The organism is Steroidobacter agaridevorans (genome assembly GCF_009932555.1).
Taxonomy (GTDB): Bacteria; Pseudomonadota; Gammaproteobacteria; order Steroidobacterales; family Steroidobacteraceae; genus Steroidobacter; species Steroidobacter agaridevorans.
In genome coordinates, this window is sequence record NZ_BLJO01000008.1 from 163,067 (window position 1) to 182,818 (window position 19,752).

A 19,752-nucleotide genomic window follows, 5' to 3' on the forward strand; every position below is an offset into this window, starting at 1 on the left:
CGTTCCTTCAAGCCGTCGCTTGATTCTCATCCCGCTCGGTCGCAGCCGATTCGGCGCCGCGCACGTCTTCTTCGAACAGCCCTTCCAGTTCCCGCGCGGCCTGTTGCGCCGTCTGGATCAGTTTCTGCTCGTCATCGCCGGCCAGCCGCTGCTGTTCCAGCAGCTTGCGGTCGTGCGCATCGAAACGCCGGATGCTTTCCAACGCTTCGGCACGCGACAGCCCCAATGCTTCGAGCGTGTTCTGCGCCATGTCGAGGCTGGAGAAATACGTCTCGCGCATGAAATAGCGCACGCCCATCTCCATCAGGCGGATCGCGTGCTGACGGTTGCGGGCGCGAGCGAACACTTTCAGATTCGGGAAATGTTTCTGGATCAGCTCGGCGGTGCGCACCGACGCCTCGATGTCGTCCATCGCCAGCACGAAGATCTCGGCGCGCCCGGCGCCGGCCGCTTGCAACAATTCGAGCCGCGACGGATCGCCGTAGTAAACCTTGTTGCCGAAGCGGCGCACGAAGTCGACTTGCGCCACGCTCGATTCCAGCGCGGTGAAGGAGATGCGTCGCATGCGGAGCACGCGAGCGACGACCTGCCCGACGCGACCGAAGCCTGCAATCAGCACGCGGCTGTTGTGATCTTCGATCGTGTCGAAGTCGCGCAGCGGCTCGCCCTTGTTGAAGAGCGGCTCGATGAAGGCGGCGTGCAGCTTGATCACCAGCGGCGTCATGGCCATCGAGATGGTGACGACAATCACCAGGATCTGCGCCAGGCTCCGTTCCATCACGCCATAGCTGACCGCGAGCGCGAACAGCACGAAACCGAACTCGCCGCCTTGCGCCAACGAAACGGCCAACGGTGAAGCAGTTCGCGCCGAGATTCGCGCGACCCGCGCAACGACCCACAACACCAATCCCTTGATGGCGAGCAAACCGATGACCAGGCTCGCGATCAACACGGGATGCTTCAGCAGCAGGCTGATGTTGGTGGTCATGCCTACGGAAATGAAGAACAAGCCGAGCAGCAAGCCTTTGAACGGTTCGATGTCGGCTTCGAGCTCGTGGCGATATTCGCTCTCGGCGAGCAGCAGGCCGGCAACGAAGGCGCCGAGCGCCATGGACATGCCGACCGCATCCACGAGCAGCGCGGTGCCGATGACTACCAGCAACGCCGCGGCCGTGAACACTTCAGAGACTTTTGTTTCGGCGATGAATCTCAGCACGGGGCGCAGTACATAGCGGCCGCCGAATACCAGCAGCGCAAGCACACCGAGACCTTTGATTGCGCCGAGCACGGTTGCGCCGAGCGACTGTGTAGCGCCAGTCGTGCCCAGCAGGGGCAGGATGGCCAGCACCGGCATCACTGCGATGTCTTGAAACAGCAGGATGGCGAACGCCGGGCGGCCGTGTCGAGTATTCAGTTCGTGACGTTCGGCGAGCAGTTGCAGGACCAGCGGCGTGGACGAGAGCGACAGTGCGAAGCCAGTGACGAATGCGGCATTCATCGGCAGCCCGAGCAGATGCGCGAGCACTGTGAACGCGCACGTGGTGACAACGACTTGCGCGAGGCCGAGCCCGAAAATCGAGCGTCGTAGCGCGCGCAGACGCGAGGGCTGTAATTCCAGGCCGATGACGAACAACAGCAGCACCACGCCGAACTCGGCGAGATGCATGACGCCTTCGATGTCGTCGATCACCGCCAGCCCGAACGGCCCGATCGCCACGCCTGCAGCAAGATACGCCAGGATGGAGCTCAGCTTCAGGCGCCGGAACATCGGCACCGCCAGCACCGTGGCGCCCAGAAAAACAGCGATTTGTCCTGTCAAAGTCATGTGTTTCTCGTCATAGGCCCGCGCCGGCTCGCAGCAAAAACTTAAGCCGGCTGCGTCACAGATCGGGCGCGAAGTGGCGATCGTATCAGCCGCATAGCGCGCTCGGGCGGGGGCGGCATTCAGGGCCAGCCTCATGGGCCGAGTCTGACACCGGGCCGATGATGTGATTTGTCACGACGGCGCTTTCGTCACTGTTCAGCTACCCGTCGTCGTGAGGGCTTATGGTCAACGATCTGGCGGATCCCCGCCCCGTCTACATCATCGATGCACGCGACCGCATCGTGTTCGTCAATCCCGCGTGGAGCCGTTTCATGGCGCCGGCGCGCGGCCACGGACCGGGCTTGTCCGAAGTGCTCGGCCGCCCCATCTGGAATCGCATTCCCGAGGGCGTCGTGCGGCAGCTGTGGGAATTGCTCTACGCCCGCGTGCGAGCGGCAGGCGGCAGTGTGTTCGTGCCGACGCGCGCCGATCGGGTCGACGAGCGCCGGCTCATCGATATCGAGCTGACGCCGCTGGCCGACGGCTCCATCCGTCACGTGTGCGAGCCGGTGTGGAGCGAGGCGCGACCGGCGGTGGCTTTGCTCGATCCGGCCTATCCGCGCGATGAGCGCAGCCTGCGTTGTTGTATGTGGTGCCGGCGGATCCAGGTTCGTCTGGGGGCCTGGGAGGAGATCGAGGACGCGCAGCAGACGCTGGCGATCGCGGCCGAAAGCTCCTTGCCGCGGCTCGAGCCCGGGGCCTGCAGCACGTGCAAGCAGTCGCTGCTGAAGACTTTTCCAGCACGCGTTGCCTGATGCCAACAGCGTTTTGAGCGCCGGGGCCGGGCATCCCTGCTAAACTCCGCGCCCCTTATGCCTCGCTCCGACATCAGCTTTCCGCAAAAAGACGCCGAGCTGCGGGAAGACGTCCACATGCTCGGCGGGTTGGTCGGCCAGGTCATTCGCGAGCAGGGCGGCGACGTTCTGTTCGAAGCTGTGGAAAGCGACCGGCAATCGGCCATCGCGCGCCGCGAAGGCGACACGGCCAGCGGCCATGAGTTGACCGAGCGGACCCGCAACGTGCCGCCGGAACAGGCACGCGACCTGGTGCGTGGCTTCTCGACCTGGTTCGAGATGGTCAACATGGCGGAGAAGGTCCATCGCATCCGCCGCCGCCGCCAGTATTTCAACGAAGGCAAGATCCAGCCCAGCGGCATCATCGAAGCCGTCAACAAGCTCAAGGCGCAGGGCCTGTCGCTGGAGGACGTCTGGCGCCTGATGCTGCAGATGTGGGTCGAGCCGGTGTTCACGGCGCATCCCACCGAATCCACCCGCCGCACCATCCTGCGCAAGCAACAGAAGATCGCCAAACTGCTGTTGCAACGGCTGGGCCTGCCACGCAGCGCCAACGAGACGCGCGTGCTGTGGGATCGGATCCGGAACGAGATCACTTCGGGCTGGCAGACGGCGGAGAATTCACGCGAGCGCCTGACGGTCGCCGACGAGCGCGAGCACGTGCTGTTCTTCATCGCCGAAGTGCTCTACAAGATCGTGCCGACCTTCTATGAAGAGATCCAGGCGGCGCTCGAGCAGGCTTACGGGCCGGAAGCGCGCGAGCGCGAATTGCCGGAGATCCTGCGTTTCGGCTCCTGGGTCGGCGGCGATATGGACGGCAATCCCGACGTGCATGCCAAGACGCTGCGCGAGACATTGGCGCGTCATCAGCAGGTCATCGTCAACAACTACTTCCTGGAATGTAAAAGCCTCGCCGAAACGTTGTCACAGAGCGCATCGCGCGTCGGGATCTCGCCGGAGCTGACGGCGCGCCTCGACCAATATTCGGTGCTGCTGCCTTCGGGCGGAGCCGGCCTGTCGCCGGCTCGCCATGACCGCATGCCTTATCGCGTATTTCTCGGGCAGGTGATGGAGCGGTTGCGCGCCACTTACGAGGGACGCGCCAATCATTACGAGAACGTCAACGAATTCCTCGGCGACATCAATCTGATCGCCGACAGCCTGCGCACCAACCACGGCGAACATGCCGGCTTGTTTCAGGTGCGTCGGCTGATCCGTCGGATTCGAACGTTTGGTTTTCATCTGGCCACGCTGGATATCCGCCAGAACGCCGCCGCGCATCGGGCCGTCATCGCCCAGGGATTCAACGATGCCGGCTGGGCGAGCCGCACCAGTGCGGAGCGCACCGATCGTTTGCGAGATGCGCTCGAGCGGGACGAAGGTCCCAGCAACGTGCTCGACGCGAGCGGCAAGCGCAGCCTGTGGGTGCTCGAAGCGCTGGCGCATTGCCGTCATCGCTATGGCGACGAGGCGATCGGCGCCTATGTGGTGAGCTCGACCCAGGGCATCGACGACGTGCTGTCCCTGCTGTTGCTGGCGCGCTGGGCCGATACCGCCGACCGTCGCAGCGGCGACGTGCCGACCGATGTCGCGCCGATGTTCGAATCGGCCGAGTCGCTGCAACGCTGCGGCGAGATGATGAAGCAGTTGTTCGAAGAGCCGGTTTACAAACGTCACCTCAAAGGACGCGCCAATCATCAGTACGTGATGATCGGCTATTCGGCCAGCAACAAGGAAAGCGGTATCGTGCGCGCCCGCTGGCTGATCCGTCAGGCGCAGGAGTCGTTGTTCGCGGCGGCCGACGCCGCCGGCATCGAATTGACACTTTTTCACGGTCAGGCCGACGGCATCGATCGCGGCGGCGGGCGCACCGAAGTGCTGGTCCGGAGCGCTCCGAACGGCGCGCGTCGTGGACGGTTGCGCATCACCGAGCAGGGCGAGTTGATCAACGAGAAATACGGCCTGCGCCCGATCGCCCTGCGCGTGTTCGAGCAGGCGTTCAATGCCTTGTCGTTGTCCCGCGCGGGCGTGATGCCGCCGGAGCGGGTCGAGCCGGCCTGGCGCGAGGCGCTGGAGCTGATGAGCAAGGAAAGCTCGCGCGTGTATCGCGGCCTGGTGTTCGACGATCCGGAGTTCCACGACTTCTTCTGTCAACTCACGCCCATCGATGTGATCGAGCGCATGCAGCTCGGCTCGCGTCCGGTCTCGCGCCTGGACCGGGTCGGCATCGGCGCCATCCGTTCCATCCCCTGGTGGCACGCCTGGTCGCAGTGTCGTTACATGATGCCCGGCTGGTTCGGCGCCGGCTCGGCGCTGGCGCTGGCGTCACGCACGCTCGGCGACGCTGTCCTGCGAGACATGCACGAGCACTGGTTTTTCTTCACGAATCTTGTCGATGACATCGAGTTGTCGCTGGCGCGCGCGGACCTGGACATCGCGCGGGCTTACGAGCAACTGGTGGATGAAAAATATCGTCGTTTCATTCCCATCCTGCGCGCCGAATACGATCTGGCGCGCCAGCAGGTGCTGAACATCCGTTGCTGCCAGCAGTTGCTGGAGGGCGCCTCGACGGTCCAGCGCTCGATCATGCTGCGTAACCCGTACATCGATCCGATGCATCTGACGCAGGTGGATCTGTTACGGCGCTGGCGCGCCGGCAAACGGGAAGATCGGGAGCTGTTGTCGGCGTTGCTGGCGACAGTCAGCGGCATCGGTCAGGCCCTGCAGGGCGCGTGACGCCGGCGCGCGGACGACTCAGTTCGTCTGCCTGTTCAGATAGGGCAGCAGCCACTCCACGATGACATCGTGATCGACCTGATCCCGCTCGCGGTGGCGCGCGAACATCTCCGGCTGGTCCTGTAACAGTCTGAAGGCGAAGGCCACCGCATCGGTCGCGTGCAGCCGGCGCGATTCCGGCAACCGGAACCACTCTTCGATGACGCGGGCTTGGGCTTCTGGTTGTTGCATGCGGCGCTCCCCGGAGCGCGCCGGAACATAGCAGCCCGTTTTTCTCGCCGCATCAGTTTTTTTCTTTCCACCCTCACAGGCCCGCGTGGTCGCGAAACGTCACTTGCAATTCGCGGCGTGCAAACAGGCAGATAGCGTGTGGCGCGTAACAAATGGACAAAATTTGTCAGGTACGGCGCCGGCGAGACGCGTTCGGCCGACCCAGAAAACACGGCAAATTCTCGCGCAGAAACATTCACGCCGCGTTCAGCGTTTGCTTCGATGATTGCATAACGCACTGAAGTGTCGAGGAGCGCATGTTTGCAACATTGTTAGGTGCGATGTTCTATTCAAAGGCGATTGCTTGCGGCAGAATCCGCGTCCTTCCTAATCACTTCGGCAAACCCGAATTGGCACGTCAGTGAAAGCTTCGCAGAAGAAGCCGCGTGAGCGGTCGACAAGCAAAACAACCTCGCCCTGGACGGCGGTGTCGCGCAGCGGCTCGCATCTGAACGTGGAGGACTTCCTCACGTTTCGATTGACGCGCCTGTCGAACGCCTTGCGCACCAATCTCACCAAGCCCTATCTCGAACAATTCGATCTGAGCTTGCCGGAGTGGCGCTTGCTGGCCCTGGTGGCGCGCTTCGCGCCGATGCGCTTCTCGGAAGTGACGGCCCGCAGCGGCATGGACAAGGGCCAGGTGAGCCGGACCTTGCGAGTCATGGCGACGCGCGGACTGACCAAAACCAAAACCATCAAGGAGCGCGGCTCGCGCTCGACCGAAGCGCTGGCGGCGCCGGTGATGGTTTCCATCACGCCCAAAGGCACGTCGTTGTACAAGGCGGTGCTGCCCGTGGCGCGCAAACGTCAGGCGGACATGCTGCTGACCTTGAACGAAGCGGAGCGCTCGTCGCTTTATTCCATCATCGACAAGCTGTCGGCCACCATCGGCAACGGCGGCGAAAGCGTCGGCGACGCCGAATAGATTTATTTTTGGAGTGATTGCCGGGAAATGCGCGGCCGTGCGGCCGCGCATGACGTTAGCGCCCGATTAATTCAGGCTGATCATTTTAATCCGATCAGGGGGCCGAGCGCGCCGGCTCGGGTGCGGATCGCGGCGTTCACCGTATTCATCAGCAGACAGGCGATGGTCATCGGCCCGACGCCGCCAGGCACGGGCGTGATTGCACCCGCATGTGACAGCGCCGCGTCGAAATCGACATCGCCCACCAGTTTGTTCTTGCCATCGGGGCCGGCGACGCGATTGATGCCCACGTCGATGACGATGGCCCCGGTGCGGATCCAGTCGCCCGCGATCGCTTTCGGCCGTCCGATCGCCGCCACCAGAATCTCGGCCTCGCGGCAGAGCTGTGGCAGATCGCGCGTGCGCGAGTGGGCAATCGTTACAGTGCAGTCGTTTTGTAACAGCAGTTGCGCCATGGGCTTGCCGACGATGTTGGAGCGTCCCACCACGACGGCGCGTTTGCCGGCAAGCTCTCGGGTCGCTTCACGAATCAGGATCAAACAGCCGAGCGGTGTACACGGCACGGTTGCGTCCTGGCCGAGCGCCAGCCGGCCGGCATTGACCGCATGAAAGCCGTCGACATCCTTGGCCGGATCGATGGCGGCGAGCACCGCTGCGCTGTCCACGCCGGCCGGCAGCGGTAACTGCACCAGGATGCCGTGCACGTCGCTGCGCGCATTCAATTGCTCCACCAGCGCAATCAACTCCGAGGTGCTGGCGGTCGCCGGCAGGCGATGATCGAAATGCTTCAGGCCCGCGGCGGCGGCTTGTTTGGTCTTGCTGCCGACATACACCTGGCTGGCCGGATCGTCGCCGACCAGCACGACGGCGAGGCCGGGAATCACACCATGCCTGGCGAGCTCGGCGGTACGGGCGGCAACGCGCTCGCGCAGCCGTTCGGCGACGGCGCGGCCATCGATCAAAGTGGCGGTCATGCTCGGGATTCCTGATTAGTTATAAAGATCACGATAGCGCTCGCGCAGGGCGCTCTTCTGCACTTTGCCCATGGTGTTACGAGGCAGCTCGTCGACGAACACGATGCGCTTGGGCAATTTGAATTTGGCGAGCCGCTGCTCGAGCGCGTTGCGGATTTCGGTCTCCTGCAACGTCTGATTCTTATTGGGCACCACGACGGCGGTGACGCCTTCGCCGAAATCCGGATGCGGCACGCCGATGACGGCGCTTTCGTTCACGCCCGGCAGCGCATCGATTTCCAGCTCGACCTCGATGGGATAGACGTTGTAGCCGCCGGTGATGATCAGATCCTTGCCGCGGCCGACGATGTAGACATAGCCCTGCGCATCGCGCTTGCCGAGATCGCCTGTGATGAAGAAACCGTCCTTGCGAAATTCGGCCGCGGTTTTCTCCGGCATGCGCCAGTAACCGGAGAAGACATTGGGGCCGCGGACCTCGATCATGCCGATGGCGTCGGCTTCGGTCAGTGGCGCGCCGCTGTCCGGATCCGTGATGCGCACTTCGACGCCGGGCAGCGCCGGTCCGACCGATCCGGGGATGCGACGGCCCTGGTACGGATTGGAGGTGTTCATCAGCGTCTCGCTCATGCCGTACCGTTCCAGGATGGCGTGGCCGGTACGCGCCTGGAATTCCCGATGCGTCTCGGCCAGCAGCGGCGCCGAGCCCGAAACAAACAAGCGCACATTGCCGACTGCGTCCCGATGCAAGCCGGGATGTTGTAACAAGCGTGTGTAAAACGTCGGCACGCCCATCATCACGGTGGCTCGAGGCAGCAGCCGCACGACCTGGTCCGCATCGAACTTGGACAGGAACAGCATCGAGCTGCCGGACGCCAGCACGGTGTTGATGGCCACGAACAAGCCGTGTACGTGAAAGATGGGCAGCGCATGTAACAACACATCGCTGGAGCTGAAACGCCATGCGTGCGCCAGTGTCAGCGCATTGGATGACAGATTCGCCCGCGTCAGCATCGCGCCCTTGGAGCGGCCGGTGGTTCCAGAGGTGTAGAGCAATGCCGCCAGCGTGGCCGGAGCGTGCGCCGAGCTTTCAGGCGCGGTGCCGGCGATATCGAGCAGCGAGCCGCCGCCGCGATCGTCCAATGTTTCTACGTGCTTGACGCCGCAGGTCGCCGCGATCGCTTGCACTGGCTGGCGATCGGCTGGCCGCACGACCGCGACGGTCGGGGCAGCGTCGCCGAGAAAATACTCGAGCTCGGCGAAGGTGTAAGCGGTGTTGAGAGGAACGAACGTCGCGCCGAGGTGCAGACAGGCGAGATACAGCGCGATCGCTTCGGGGGATTTCTCGACCTGGGCGACGACGCGGTCTCCCGGCTTCACTTCGAGCGCCGTGAGAGAGCCCGCGAGCCGCCGGGTCAGCGCGGCCATTTGACCATAATTCAGTCGACGCCCCTCGCCAGTCTCCAGCAGGAGGCGCTCGGGGTCGCTGGCGGCAACGGTTTCCAGCCACCGTGACGGAGCGTCGGTGGCAGCGGCATTCGACATCGGCGGGTCTCATAGGCGCGGATCGAGGCGCCGATGATATCCGAGGCTTACGCCCGGCTGGAGACGGCGCGCTTCTCTTCGTACATGGCGGCGTCGGCGCGCGCCAGCAGCGACTCGAGGTCTTCTTCGGTGGGGATGTCGACCAGCGTCATGCCGACGCTGATGTTCAGCGGATACGGCCGACGATGGGCCTGATTGAAGATCTGCAGATGATCGCGCAGCCGGCTGGCCAGCGCGTGCAGGTCCTGAGTGGAATGCACGTGCGCCATGGCGACGAATTCGTCGCCGCCGATGCGCGCCAGGATGTCCGAGCTGCGAAATGTATCGCGCAACACTTCCGCGGTATCGCGCAACGCCTGGTCGCCGGCCTGATGGCCGAGCGTGTCGTTGATGCGCTTCAGGCCGTTCAGGTCCATGAAAAACAGCCCCATCGCGTAATGCTCGCGCTGGGCGACCTTCAGCGCCTGCTGGGCCAGCTCGAAAAAGCCGCGGCGATTGCGCAGCTGGGTGAGCTCATCGATCAGCGACAGGTTCTGCAACAGCTCGGCGCTTCGGCGCAGCTCTTCCTCGCGCTCGCGGACTTGCTGCTCGGAGCGGTGCTTGTGAATCGCGACCTCGATTGCACAGCGCAGCTCGTCTTCCTGGAACGGCTTGATGAGATAACCGAGCGGACCGGTCAGCACCGCGCGCTGCAATGTCTCGCTGTCGCGATGACCGGTGAGAAAGATGATGGGCACATGGGCGTGCTCGTGCATCAGGCGCGCGGCTTGGATGCCGTCGATCTCGCCACGCAGGCTGACGTCCATGACGACCAGCTCGGGCTGCAATTGCGTCGCCATGGCCACGGCCTGAGCGCCTTCGCTGGCCACGCCGCTGATGCGGTAGCCGAGGCGCGTGAGGGCTTCCATGAGGTCCTGCGCGACGATGCCCTCGTCCTCGACGATGAGGATCGACGCCGGGTGCGGCTCGGTCCCGGCGCCCGCGCCACGGCCAGTCGAGCCGTCGTCATCCGACGACGAGCCCTGCCCGGTCGAGCGATCGAAGCGGCTGCGAGGCTCCACGTTGATCAATCCGTCACTCCCCTTCGGGCGGGGACCCCGCCTTGGATAGCTCCGATAACGCTTGAACCGACCTACGGGTTCACCGCCGAATCCATTCATTGCGCCATTCGTCGGCCCGTTCGTCGGGCGGGCCCGCTGGAAGTGTCAGGTAGTAGGACGGGCAGCGGACGCCTACAATCGCGGCGGCTCGCCAGTGTGCCCAGTCGCCACTTGCCGACGTGAGCCAATACATTCAAGGCAGGAGAACAAGCGTTTGATTCAGCATGCACAGGCCGGTGGACGGGCCCTGATCTGCGGCTCGGTGGCGTTCGACACCATCATGGTGTTCGAGGACCGGTTCCGGAATCACATCCTGCCCGACAAGATTCACATGCTGAACGTGTCGTTCCTGGTGCCGCAGATGCGCCGCGAATTCGGCGGCTGCGGCGGCAACATCGCCTATAACCTCAAGCTGCTGGGCGATACGGGATACCTCATGGCGACGGTCGGCCGCGATGCCGGCTTATACCTGGAATGGATGCAGCAGAACGGCATCCCGACGGACTACGTGCGGGTGCTCGAGAGCGAGCACACCGCGCAGGGCTTCGTGACGACCGACCTCGATGACAATCAGATCTGGGCCTTTCACCCGGGCGCCATGCAGCACTCGCATGTCAATGAAGTGTCGCAGGCCGCGCGGCAGGCCGAGCAGCCGATCAAAGTCGGCATCGTCGCGCCCGACGGCCGTGACGGCATGATCCAGCACGCCGCCCAGTTCGCGGCCGCCGGCATTCCATTTATTTTCGATCTCGGTCAGGCCATGCCGCTGTTCGATGGCGAGCACTTGAAGACCTTCATCTCCCAGGCCACTTATCTGGCGTTGAACGACTACGAGTGGCAGGTGGTCCAGCAGCGCACCGGCTGGAGCGAAGCCCAAATACTCAACCACGTCCAGGCGCTGATCGTCACGCGGGGCGCGGAGGGCTCGGAGATTCATACGCGAGAAGGCAAAATCGTCATTCCGCCGGCCAAACCGAAGGCCGTGGTCGATCCCACGGGATGCGGCGACGCCTATCGGGCGGGTCTGCTGCACGGTCTCCTGCACGGCCGGGACTGGCAGACCACCGGGCGCATCGCCTCGTTGTTGGGCGCGATCAAGATCGAAGCCCGCGGCACGCAGAACCATCGGTTCACGCGCGACGAATTTGCTACCCGCTATCGGGAGAATTTTGGCACCCCACTGTAACCATCGGCGGGTTAGCATCCGGCTTCAAGTCAAAGGACCTTCTTAATGAGCAGCAGCAGCTTCCTTTTCACCTCCGAATCGGTTTCGGAAGGCCATCCGGACAAGGTTTCGGATCAGATTTCCGACGCCGTGCTGGATGCCATCCTGGCGCAAGACAAGTACTCGCGCGTCGCCGCCGAGACTCTGTGCACCACGGGTCTGGTGGTGCTGGCGGGTGAGATCACGACGGGCGCCGTCGTCGATTTCCAGGCAGTCGCGCGCGACACCATCCAGCGCATCGGCTACGACAACACCGATTACGGCATCGACTACAAAGGCTGCTCGGTGCTGGTGGCCTACGGCAAACAGTCGCAGGACATCGCGCAGGGCGTGGATGAAGGCCGCGGCATCGACCTGGATCAGGGCGCCGGCGACCAGGGCCTGATGTTCGGTTACGCCTGCGATGAAACGGCCGGCCTGATGCCGCTGCCGATCTATCTCTCGCACCGTCTGGTCGAGCGTCAGGCGCAGCTGCGCAAGAACGGCAAGCTGCCCTGGCTGCGTCCGGATGCGAAGTCGCAGGTCACGGTGCGTTATATCGATGGCAAGCCCAGGGAAATCGATACCGTCGTGCTGTCCACGCAGCACCACCCCGACATCGAGCACAAGCAGCTGACCGAGGCGGTGATCGAAGAGATCGTGAAGCCGGTGCTGCCGAAAGAAATGATCGGCAAGAAAGTGAACTATCTGATCAATCCCACCGGCCGCTTCGTGGTCGGCGGTCCGCAGGGCGACTGCGGCCTGACCGGTCGCAAGATCATCGTCGACACGTACGGCGGCGCGGCTCCCCACGGCGGTGGCGCGTTCTCCGGCAAGGACCCGTCGAAGGTGGACCGCTCGGCTGCTTACGCCGCGCGCTACGTGGCCAAGAACATCGTCGCTTCGGGCCTGGCCACCAAGGCTCAGGTGCAGGTGTCGTACGCCATCGGCGTCGCCAGGCCGACCAGCATCATGGTCACCACATTCGGCACCGGCAAAGTGTCCGATGAGCGCCTGGAAGAGCTGGTCGCGAAACATTTCGACCTGCGTCCCAAAGGCATCATCCAGATGCTCGACCTGCTGCGTCCGATCTATCAGAAGACCGCCGCCTACGGCCATTTCGGCCGCAGCGAGCCGGAATTCACCTGGGAAAAGACCGACAAGGCCGAGTTGCTGGCGGCGGAAGCGGGCGCAAAGCGCGCCGCGAACGCCTGATACAGATTCGGGGGTGTGGGGGCGAAGCCCCCACGACCAACAAATATCCGTCCCCTCCCTTCGGGAGGGGCAAGGGGTGGGTTCTTCGAGCTCGCCCTGATAAGCTACGTTTTCCGCGATCCGAGGGGCGCTGCAGCAGTTCCGGAGTTCTTCCGAGACCTGCCAGGCTCGGCTCGCAAGCCTTTTAGGCAACGGCGCCCTCCAACCATTGACGGAGATTCATATGAGCGCAGTCGCCAAGCCTGCTTCCAGCGGCGATTTTCACGTTGCCGACCTGTCCCTCGCCGAGTGGGGCCGCAAGGAAATCCTGATCGCCGAGACCGAAATGCCCGGTCTGATGGCCATCCGTGAAGAGTTCGCGAAGTCCCAGCCTTTGAAAGGAGCCCGCATCACCGGCTCCCTGCACATGACCATCCAGACCGCCGTGCTGATCGAGACGCTTCAGGCGCTCGGTGCGCAGGTCCGTTGGGCCTCGTGCAACGTGTTCTCGACTCAAGACCATGCCGCCGCGGCGATCGCCGTGAAGGGCACGCCCGTGTTCGCATATAAGGGCGAGTCGTTGGACGAATATTGGGATTACACCCACCGCATCTTCGATTGGCCGGACGGCGGCTACTCGAACATGATCCTCGACGACGGCGGCGACGCAACGCTGCTGCTGCATCTGGGCACGCGCGCGGAAAGCGACATCAGCGTGCTGAACAATCCCGGCAGCGAGGAAGAGACCTGCCTGTTCAACGCCATCAAGGCCAAGCTGAAGACCGACCCGAAGTGGTATTCGACGCGCCTGAAACAGGTGAAGGGCGTGACCGAGGAGACCACCACCGGCGTGAAGCGGCTGTATCAGATGGCGAAGGAAGGCAAGCTCGCGTTCCCGGCCATCAACGTCAACGACTCGGTCACCAAGAGCAAGTTCGACAACCTGTACGGCTGCCGTGAGTCGCTGGTCGACGGCATCAAGCGCGCCACGGACGTGATGATCGCCGGCAAGGTCGCGGTGGTCGCGGGCTACGGCGATGTGGGCAAGGGCTCGGCGCAGGCGCTGCGTGCATTGTCCGCCACCGTGCTGATCACCGAGATCGATCCGATCTGCGCGCTGCAGGCGGCGATGGAAGGTTATCGCGTCGTGACGATGGAAGAGGCCGCCAGGATCGGCGACATCTTCGTCACCACCACCGGCAACTTCCACGTGATCACCCACGATCACATGAAGGCGATGAAGAACAACGCCATCGTCTGCAACATCGGTCACTTCGACAATGAAATCGATGTGGCGTCGCTGAAGCAGTACACCTGGGAGAACATCAAGCCCCAGGTCGACCACATCATCTTCCCGGACGGCAAGCGCATCATCCTGCTGGCCGAAGGCCGCCTGGTGAACCTGGGCTGCGCGACCGGTCATCCGTCGTACGTGATGAGCTCGTCCTTCGCCAACCAGACCCTGGCGCAGATCGAGCTGTTCGCGAACACGGCGAAGTATCCGGTCGGCGTCTATGTGCTGCCGAAGCACCTGGACGAGAAGGTGGCGCGACTGCAGTTGGCCAAGCTCGGCGTCAAGCTCACGCAGCTGACCGACGAGCAGGCGAAGTACATCGGCGTCGACAAGGCCGGTCCGTACAAGCCAGATCACTACCGCTACTGATAAAACATGGCGAAGCCGCCAAGCATGGTTCTGACCACGGCCTGCCCCGACACCACCGGTGTCGTGGCAGCCGTGGCCAGTTTCCTCGCTGGGAACAATTGCCTCATCACCGAGGCCCAGCATTACGACGATCCGATTTCGGACACGTCTTTCATGCGCACCGTGTTTCATGACAATGGCCACGGTGCGCCGGGGCTGCGCGAGCTGGACGCGTTGTTCTCGAATTCGGTCGCGCAGCGCTTCGGCATGCGCTGGAAATTTCACGAAGCCCAGCGCAAGTGCCGCACTGTGCTGGCGGTGTCCAAGCACGGTCACTGTCTCAACAGCATGCTGCATCGGTGGAGCACCGGCACACTGCCCATTGAAGTCGTCGCGGTCGTCTCCAATCATCAGGAGATGCGCAGCCTGAGCGAATGGCATGGCGTGCCGTATCACTATCTGCCGGTGATCGACGGACGCAAGCCCGAGCAGGAAGAGCGCATCATCGAGCTGTTCGAAAAGGTCGACGGCGAGCTGCTGGTGCTGGCGCGCTACATGCAGATCCTGAGCCCGCGAGCCTGCGAATATTTCGCCGGCCGGGCGATCAACATCCATCATTCGTTCCTGCCCGGTTTCAAGGGCGCGAAGGCTTATCACCAGGCGCACGCGCGCGGCGTGAAGCTCATCGGAGCCACGGCGCATTACGTGACGACGAATCTGGACGAAGGCCCGATCGTCGAGCAGGAAACGGCGCGTGTGGATCACACCATGACGCCGGAAGAGCTGGTCAGCATCGGCTCGGAATTGGAGAGCGTGGTATTGAATCGCGCCGTGAAGTGGCATGCCGAGCGCCGCGTGTTCACCAACGGCAGCAAGACGGTGGTACTGAAGTGACTGCGAAGATCATCGACGGCAAGGCGATCGCGAAGAAGCTGCGGGCGGAATATCACGCGCGCGTCGATGTGTTGCGCTCACGTTATAACGTAACGCCGGCGCTGGTCGTCATTCTGGTCGGCGACAACCCGGCATCGCAGTCCTATGTTCGCGGCAAGATCGCCGGCTGCAAGGAGGTTGGCATCCGCTCCGAGCTGGTCGAGCTGCCTGCCAGCACGACCGAAGAGCAGTTGCTGGAGCACATCGAACGACTCAACAACGACGCGACCGTGCACGGCATCCTCGTGCAGCTGCCGCTGCCGGCCCACATCAGGGTGTCGAGCGTGTTGGAAAGGATTTCCGTCGAGAAGGACGTCGACGGCTTTCATCTGTACAACATGGGCGGCCTGGTCACCGGCAACACCGTGTTCTCGCCGTGCACGCCATACGGTGTGCAGAAGATCCTCGAGCACGAAAACATTCGCGTCGAAGGCCAGAACGTGGTCGTGGTCGGCGCCAGCAACATCGTCGGCAAGCCCACGGCGCTGATGTTGATGCAGCAGGACGCGACGGTCGTCATCTGTCACAAGAAGACGCGCGACCTCGGGCATTTCACGTTGCTTGCGGACATTCTGGTGGTCGCTGCGGGCGTGCCGAACCTGATCGTGCCGCAGATCGTGAAGACCGGCGCGGTCGTGATCGACGTGGGTTTCAATCGATTGCCCGATGGCCGCATCGTCGGCGACGTCGATTTCGAAGGCGTGAAAGAGAAGGCGTCGTACATCACGCCGGTGCCGGGCGGCGTCGGGCAGATGACGGTCACCATGCTCCTGCACAACACGATTCTTTCCGCCGAGCGCGCCGCGACCGCGACAACTTCGCCGTTCCGTCGCCGCGCCTGAGTCAGGCGATCTGAGCGACGCGGCGAAATAGCAGCGCCGCGAGTTGCGAGCCCATGCCGCTCGCGATGTATACCATCCGTTGATTGTCAGTGAGCTTGCGCAGCCAGTCGAACGCGCCGCCGTCGATCAATGGAATTGCGTTGCCATCCGGTGTGCCCGCGTCGAGCATGAATCTCAGGCCGTCGTAATACTTGTGCTCGAGCGGCGCCAGGGTCGCCGGCATTTCAGGGATCGCCTCGGCAATACGCGTCGCCAGGTGCAAACGCTCGGGCGTGCAGAGCAGGCGCAGTGTGCGGTCAGGAAAGCGATAGCCGTGCTGCTCCAGGCGATCGAGCGCCGCGATGTGTGTGCGGATATGGTCGATCAGCGCTTCGGTGGTGAAGCCGTGATCCTTGCGCTCGTGCGCGGCCGACGCCAGACAAAACATTCGAAAGTGCGCCGCGAATCCTGGGCGCTTCGGTATCGCTTGCGCGCGCACGCAACGATGGCTGGTCGTGAGTTTGATCGTCGCACCCGGCGCCTCTCGTAGCCGTTTGGCGCATTCCAGCGCGAGCACATTGGTCGGATCGGAAACAACCTCGGTGCCGCGCGCGGTGGAAACAATTCGGTTCTGGCTGGTGAGCGCGACGCTCGAGCACGAGGCAAGCGGCGCGAGCGGCGACAGTTCGAGCGCTTCGAAATCGGCGGCGGCTGCGAGCAGATGCGAGTCCAGTTCGTTCAAGATGCGCTGATTCACCGCGCAGGGCTGCACGAACCGATCGCTCTCCCACTGCTGACGAACCATCGCAGGCGTGCGCTGCGCGGCTCGCTGCTCCAAGACGGATAGCAACAATGACCACAGCTCGGTCGCAGCCAGGCCCTGCGTCAACGCCTGACGTAACGTCTCATCGAGGGTGACATGGTCCACGCGGCTCATGATCGGCCGAGAGTACACGAACTACGGCACGGGCGGCGTCTTGCGCAGATGGTCGAAGAGGTCGCCTCTGGGTTCTTTCCTGCCGAACGGATAGCTGCAAAAAGTCATGGGAACGGCGGCGAACGGGTCGCCCGGCTGTGCGGCGAAATTCCTTGGGCGCAGCCAGCAGTGATCGCTCAGCCATAGGATGGGATTTCTCTGCTCGTCCACGTCAGTCTCGCCGAATTTATGACGAGGCGGCGGAGCGAACGGCGAAGCGGGAAGCTTCACGCCAGGCTCCGCGGGTCGTGGGCCGAGGGCCCGATAGTTGTCTCGTGCGGCGTCCGCCGCGGCCTCTGCGCCGGATTGTTTCCAATCGGGCGGGGCCATGGCCGATCCAGTTGGCGTCTCGGTCGGCAAATACATCGGGGCCAGACTCGGCGGAGACGGAGCGTCGACATTCACCGCTGAGATCTCGACGGCGGGATCGGGGGACAGGCGTGGCCGGATGTCGATTCGCTGTGGAATCAGCAGCAAAGTGCTACGCGTGGCGCCATCGATGGCGCGGATGCGCTCGTCCCAGGGGGCCAGCAATACCGCCAGATGCGCAGCCACGACCAGTGTGAAGATCGCCGGCCGAGCCGGGCGGTCATCCTGCAGAAAATCCCTCGCCGCCACGCAGTCCCCAATAATCCATTGAATAGTGGCCGTTCTCCAGCCAATAGAGGCGCTCCCGGCGCGAAGGTTCAGTCAGAGTCTCGCCGCTGGCGCCGCCGCTACGCATCGCGGACAATCCGTGCACCGAAAGCTTCGAGATGTGGGGATATGCGATTCGCAGTGATTGCTTCGAAGATGGCCGTGCTGTCGGCAATCGGGCTGGTCGCGGCCCTGCCGCTCGGCTCGGCTTACGCGGCCTGCACGCGGCCGAATTTCAAGATCACCGTGCCGGACGGCGCAGCGGCGACCGAAGCGGAGATGAAAACGGCGGCCCAGACGCTGGTGAAGCTCGATCAGGAGATGGGCGAGTACCTGCGCTGTATCAAGGGCGACGCCAGCCAGGCGACGGTGGGCAAGGACGAGGCCACGCGTCAGAAGCTGGTCCAGGAATATGTCGACTCGCACAACGCGACCACCGACGAGCTGGCGGGCCTGGCGGCTTGCTACAACGCTCAGGTGGAGGCGTTTCAAAAAACCAAGGGCGGCGCCGGCGGCAAGACCGCGGATTGCAGCTCTCACATGGCCGCGGCGAAAAATCGAACCCCCGGGCCGGCTCCCGGCGGCACGCCCATGCCGAGCAACATCGTGAAAGAAGCCGATGGCTATTCGTTCGAGCTGCAGGGTGGTGCGTGGAGTTACACGCTGATCCGCGACGACACGCCGCGTTACTGCGGAGACAGCGAGAAGCATTGCGTGAGGCGCACGGTGTTCGTCACCAATGGCTCCGAGCAGGAGCTGGAGTGCAAGGCCTACATCAAATACGAAGGCGCCGATGCGAAAGGCAATGCGCAGCCCGAAGCGCAGGCCGTGGTGCTGAGGAAATCGGTTCGTGCGGTCATCGCCAGCATGGCGCACCAGGGCGTCAATGCGGCGACCTTCGAAGCGTCCTGCAAGCCCCGTCCGCCGCTGCCGCCGCTCGACACGCAAGCGGGCTGCAAATATGAAGTGGTGAAGCCGGTGAATATTTCCGACTTCTATCCCCCGGAGGCGCGCGAGGCGGATGAGCAGGGCCCGGTGGTCGTGGAGTTCACCGTACCGGGCAAGGCTGCCAGCCCCACCGATATCAAGGTGATCGCGAGCAGCCTGTCGCCTCGTCTGGATCAAGGCGCGGTGCAGGCGGTGGGCGCGATGATCATGAGCAGCCAGTGCAAGAACCAGCGCTATCGGCTGCGCTTGAATTTCCAGCTCGAGGAATAAGGCTCAGCGCATTGCGAACAACCACGCGGCGGCAATCGCCGCGATGGTGAATGCACCGGCCGCGAGCTGCAGGGCAGGTGAATCGAAGCGGCGCTCGGGAATCTTCCCGAGCGCGACACCCAGCAGACAGCCGCTGAAGAATCCAGTCACGTGCGCCGTGACGTCGGTGCGCTCGCCACCGGCGCCGAGAAAACCCAGCAGGATCACGCCGGCGATCAAGGGGCCGAGCCGCTTCGCCCAGCGCAGATTGCTCTGCGTCTCCAGCGACCATGCGTATGCGCTCAATATGCCGAGCGCCGCGAACACTGCGGTCGATGCACCGAGCGAGCGTTGTTCTGTCGGCATCACGATCGCGTCCAGTCCGTTGCCCATCATCGCGCCGATCAGAATGCCGGCCCACGCGACGCCGCCGCCCAATGCGCGTGACGCGAGAAAACCGAACACCGTGCCGAACGCGAGGTTGCTCAGCAAATGGCCAACATCGGCGTGCAGCGTGAGCGCGGTGATCACGCGCCACCACTCGTGCGTCGTCGGGATCGCGCCGTGCAGGACGCCTGCCTCGAGCCAATCGAATCCGAGCGCATCGATGCCCGCCGCATAGGCAACGGCCATCATCACCAGCACGTAGAGAATCGATCCGGTCCAGGCGCGGGGCTGCAGCTTGGGCGGTTTGGCGATGGGAACGGGGGCCCTGGCTTCCTGGGCCACTTCGGTGAGGTGGCGAATCGCCAGCGCGGCCGACTCTTCGGGCACCACGACCACGAATACGCCGCCTCGCACGACGGTCCAGGAATGAATGCCGACCGCCGACAGGATCAAAGTCTGCTGGTCGCAATCGGGCATCCGCAGCGAGCGAAAAACCTCGACCAGATTGGAAGGCGCGTCTTCGGGCGTCATGTGTCGTCGGGTTTTTTCGGGCGGGT

Annotated in this window: 17 protein-coding genes and 1 riboswitch; of the genes, 9 read left to right on the forward strand and 8 right to left on the reverse strand. The window is 63.6% G+C overall.

Annotated features, from left to right (window positions below):
• Positions 1 to 7: 7 nt before the first annotated feature.
• Entirely contained in the window at positions 8 to 1,825 is a 1,818-nt protein-coding gene (locus GYH35_RS26515; protein WP_161829976.1) for a monovalent cation:proton antiporter-2 (CPA2) family protein, read from the reverse strand.
• Between the two features lie 221 nt (positions 1,826 to 2,046).
• On the opposite strand from GYH35_RS26515, the gene GYH35_RS26520 reads away from it, so the two are divergent.
• Positions 2,047 to 2,619 carry a nitrogen regulation protein NR(II) gene (locus tag GYH35_RS26520; RefSeq protein WP_161813236.1) on the forward strand — a complete coding sequence of 191 codons (573 nt, stop codon included), beginning with the start codon at positions 2,047 to 2,049 and terminating at the stop codon, positions 2,617 to 2,619.
• 57 nt (positions 2,620 to 2,676) lie between these two features.
• The gene (locus GYH35_RS26525) at positions 2,677 to 5,394 is read left to right on the forward strand and encodes a phosphoenolpyruvate carboxylase (RefSeq protein ID WP_161829977.1); all 2,718 of its coding nucleotides are present in this window, start codon (positions 2,677 to 2,679) and stop codon (positions 5,392 to 5,394) included.
• Between the two features lie 18 nt (positions 5,395 to 5,412).
• Here GYH35_RS26525 and GYH35_RS26530 read toward each other — a convergent pair whose 3' ends face one another.
• Positions 5,413 to 5,625, reverse strand: a complete 213-nt coding sequence (locus GYH35_RS26530) for a hypothetical protein (RefSeq protein ID WP_161829978.1) — start codon at positions 5,623 to 5,625, stop codon at positions 5,413 to 5,415.
• A 400-nt stretch (positions 5,626 to 6,025) separates the two neighbouring features.
• On the opposite strand from GYH35_RS26530, the gene GYH35_RS26535 reads away from it, so the two are divergent.
• Complete coding sequence (locus GYH35_RS26535; protein WP_161813239.1) at positions 6,026 to 6,589, forward strand: MarR family winged helix-turn-helix transcriptional regulator; 564 nt, start codon at positions 6,026 to 6,028, stop codon at positions 6,587 to 6,589.
• Between the two features lie 80 nt (positions 6,590 to 6,669).
• Here the strand turns inward: GYH35_RS26535 and folD (GYH35_RS26540) are convergent, their stop codons facing one another.
• From folD (GYH35_RS26540) to GYH35_RS26550, 3 genes are read right to left on the reverse strand one after another with little or no spacing between them, the layout of a single operon-like run.
• Positions 6,670 to 7,563, reverse strand: coding sequence for a bifunctional methylenetetrahydrofolate dehydrogenase/methenyltetrahydrofolate cyclohydrolase FolD (gene folD, locus GYH35_RS26540; RefSeq protein ID WP_161829979.1), 894 nt, complete (start codon positions 7,561 to 7,563; stop codon positions 6,670 to 6,672).
• A gap of 15 nt (positions 7,564 to 7,578) precedes the next feature.
• Positions 7,579 to 9,105, reverse strand: coding sequence for a malonate--CoA ligase (locus GYH35_RS26545; RefSeq protein WP_161829980.1), 1,527 nt, complete (start codon positions 9,103 to 9,105; stop codon positions 7,579 to 7,581).
• A 47-nt stretch (positions 9,106 to 9,152) separates the two neighbouring features.
• The gene (locus GYH35_RS26550) at positions 9,153 to 10,166 is read right to left on the reverse strand and encodes a diguanylate cyclase domain-containing protein (RefSeq protein ID WP_235936870.1); all 1,014 of its coding nucleotides are present in this window, start codon (positions 10,164 to 10,166) and stop codon (positions 9,153 to 9,155) included.
• Between the two features lie 319 nt (positions 10,167 to 10,485).
• On the opposite strand from GYH35_RS26550, the gene GYH35_RS26555 reads away from it, so the two are divergent.
• The 5 genes from GYH35_RS26555 to folD (GYH35_RS26575) all read left to right on the forward strand — a co-directional run bounded on the left by GYH35_RS26555 (position 10,486) and on the right by folD (GYH35_RS26575) (position 16,020).
• Positions 10,486 to 11,391 (forward strand): carbohydrate kinase family protein, encoded by a 906-nt coding sequence (locus tag GYH35_RS26555; RefSeq protein WP_161813555.1) that lies wholly within the window; start codon positions 10,486 to 10,488, stop codon positions 11,389 to 11,391.
• Between the two features lie 45 nt (positions 11,392 to 11,436).
• Complete coding sequence (gene metK, locus GYH35_RS26560; protein ID WP_161813243.1) at positions 11,437 to 12,624, forward strand: methionine adenosyltransferase; 1,188 nt, start codon at positions 11,437 to 11,439, stop codon at positions 12,622 to 12,624.
• 116 nt (positions 12,625 to 12,740) lie between these two features.
• Positions 12,741 to 12,831, forward strand: a riboswitch (S-adenosyl-L-homocysteine riboswitch).
• A 16-nt stretch (positions 12,832 to 12,847) separates the two neighbouring features.
• Entirely contained in the window at positions 12,848 to 14,266 is a 1,419-nt protein-coding gene (gene ahcY, locus GYH35_RS26565) for an adenosylhomocysteinase (protein ID WP_161813244.1), read from the forward strand.
• Positions 14,267 to 14,272: 6 nt separating this feature from the next.
• Positions 14,273 to 15,139 carry a formyltetrahydrofolate deformylase gene (gene purU, locus GYH35_RS26570; protein WP_161829981.1) on the forward strand — a complete coding sequence of 289 codons (867 nt, stop codon included), beginning with the start codon at positions 14,273 to 14,275 and terminating at the stop codon, positions 15,137 to 15,139.
• Positions 15,136 to 16,020: a bifunctional methylenetetrahydrofolate dehydrogenase/methenyltetrahydrofolate cyclohydrolase FolD gene (folD, locus tag GYH35_RS26575; RefSeq protein ID WP_161829982.1), complete on the forward strand. Its 885-nt coding sequence runs from the start codon at positions 15,136 to 15,138 to the stop codon at positions 16,018 to 16,020. Before purU ends, folD (GYH35_RS26575) begins: the two co-directional genes overlap by 4 nt.
• Before the next feature lies 1 nt (position 16,021).
• Here the strand turns inward: folD (GYH35_RS26575) and GYH35_RS26580 are convergent, their stop codons facing one another.
• On the reverse strand, positions 16,022 to 16,927 hold the full coding sequence (locus tag GYH35_RS26580; RefSeq protein WP_161829983.1) for a hypothetical protein: 906 nt from the start codon (positions 16,925 to 16,927) through the stop codon (positions 16,022 to 16,024).
• Between the two features lie 30 nt (positions 16,928 to 16,957).
• The gene (locus tag GYH35_RS26585; protein ID WP_161829984.1) at positions 16,958 to 17,593 is read right to left on the reverse strand and encodes a hypothetical protein; all 636 of its coding nucleotides are present in this window, start codon (positions 17,591 to 17,593) and stop codon (positions 16,958 to 16,960) included.
• 147 nt (positions 17,594 to 17,740) lie between these two features.
• Here GYH35_RS26585 and GYH35_RS26590 point away from each other — a divergent pair, with 147 nt between their 5' ends.
• A complete protein-coding gene (locus GYH35_RS26590) occupies positions 17,741 to 18,829 on the forward strand; it encodes an energy transducer TonB (RefSeq protein ID WP_161813249.1) in 1,089 nt (362 codons plus the stop codon).
• Positions 18,830 to 18,832: 3 nt separating this feature from the next.
• On the opposite strand, the gene GYH35_RS26595 is transcribed toward GYH35_RS26590, so the two are convergent.
• A complete protein-coding gene (locus GYH35_RS26595) occupies positions 18,833 to 19,726 on the reverse strand; it encodes a rhomboid family intramembrane serine protease (RefSeq protein ID WP_161813250.1) in 894 nt (297 codons plus the stop codon).
• Positions 19,727 to 19,752 lie beyond the last annotated feature (26 nt).

Coding starts and splice junctions, on each gene's coding strand:
- GYH35_RS26590 (WP_161813249.1), top strand. CDS start 17,741: ATGCGATTCGCAGTGATTGCTTCGAAGATGGCCGTGCTGTCGGCAATC.
- GYH35_RS26520 (WP_161813236.1), top strand. CDS start 2,047: ATGGTCAACGATCTGGCGGATCCCCGCCCCGTCTACATCATCGATGCA.
- GYH35_RS26515 (WP_161829976.1), bottom strand. CDS start 1,825: ATGACTTTGACAGGACAAATCGCTGTTTTTCTGGGCGCCACGGTGCTG.
- GYH35_RS26530 (WP_161829978.1), bottom strand. CDS start 5,625: ATGCAACAACCAGAAGCCCAAGCCCGCGTCATCGAAGAGTGGTTCCGG.
- GYH35_RS26525 (WP_161829977.1), top strand. CDS start 2,677: ATGCCTCGCTCCGACATCAGCTTTCCGCAAAAAGACGCCGAGCTGCGG.
- GYH35_RS26545 (WP_161829980.1), bottom strand. CDS start 9,105: ATGTCGAATGCCGCTGCCACCGACGCTCCGTCACGGTGGCTGGAAACC.
- ahcY (WP_161813244.1), top strand. CDS start 12,848: ATGAGCGCAGTCGCCAAGCCTGCTTCCAGCGGCGATTTTCACGTTGCC.
- folD (WP_161829979.1), bottom strand. CDS start 7,563: ATGACCGCCACTTTGATCGATGGCCGCGCCGTCGCCGAACGGCTGCGC.
- metK (WP_161813243.1), top strand. CDS start 11,437: ATGAGCAGCAGCAGCTTCCTTTTCACCTCCGAATCGGTTTCGGAAGGC.
- purU (WP_161829981.1), top strand. CDS start 14,273: ATGGCGAAGCCGCCAAGCATGGTTCTGACCACGGCCTGCCCCGACACC.
- GYH35_RS26595 (WP_161813250.1), bottom strand. CDS start 19,726: ATGACGCCCGAAGACGCGCCTTCCAATCTGGTCGAGGTTTTTCGCTCG.
- GYH35_RS26555 (WP_161813555.1), top strand. CDS start 10,486: ATGGTGTTCGAGGACCGGTTCCGGAATCACATCCTGCCCGACAAGATT.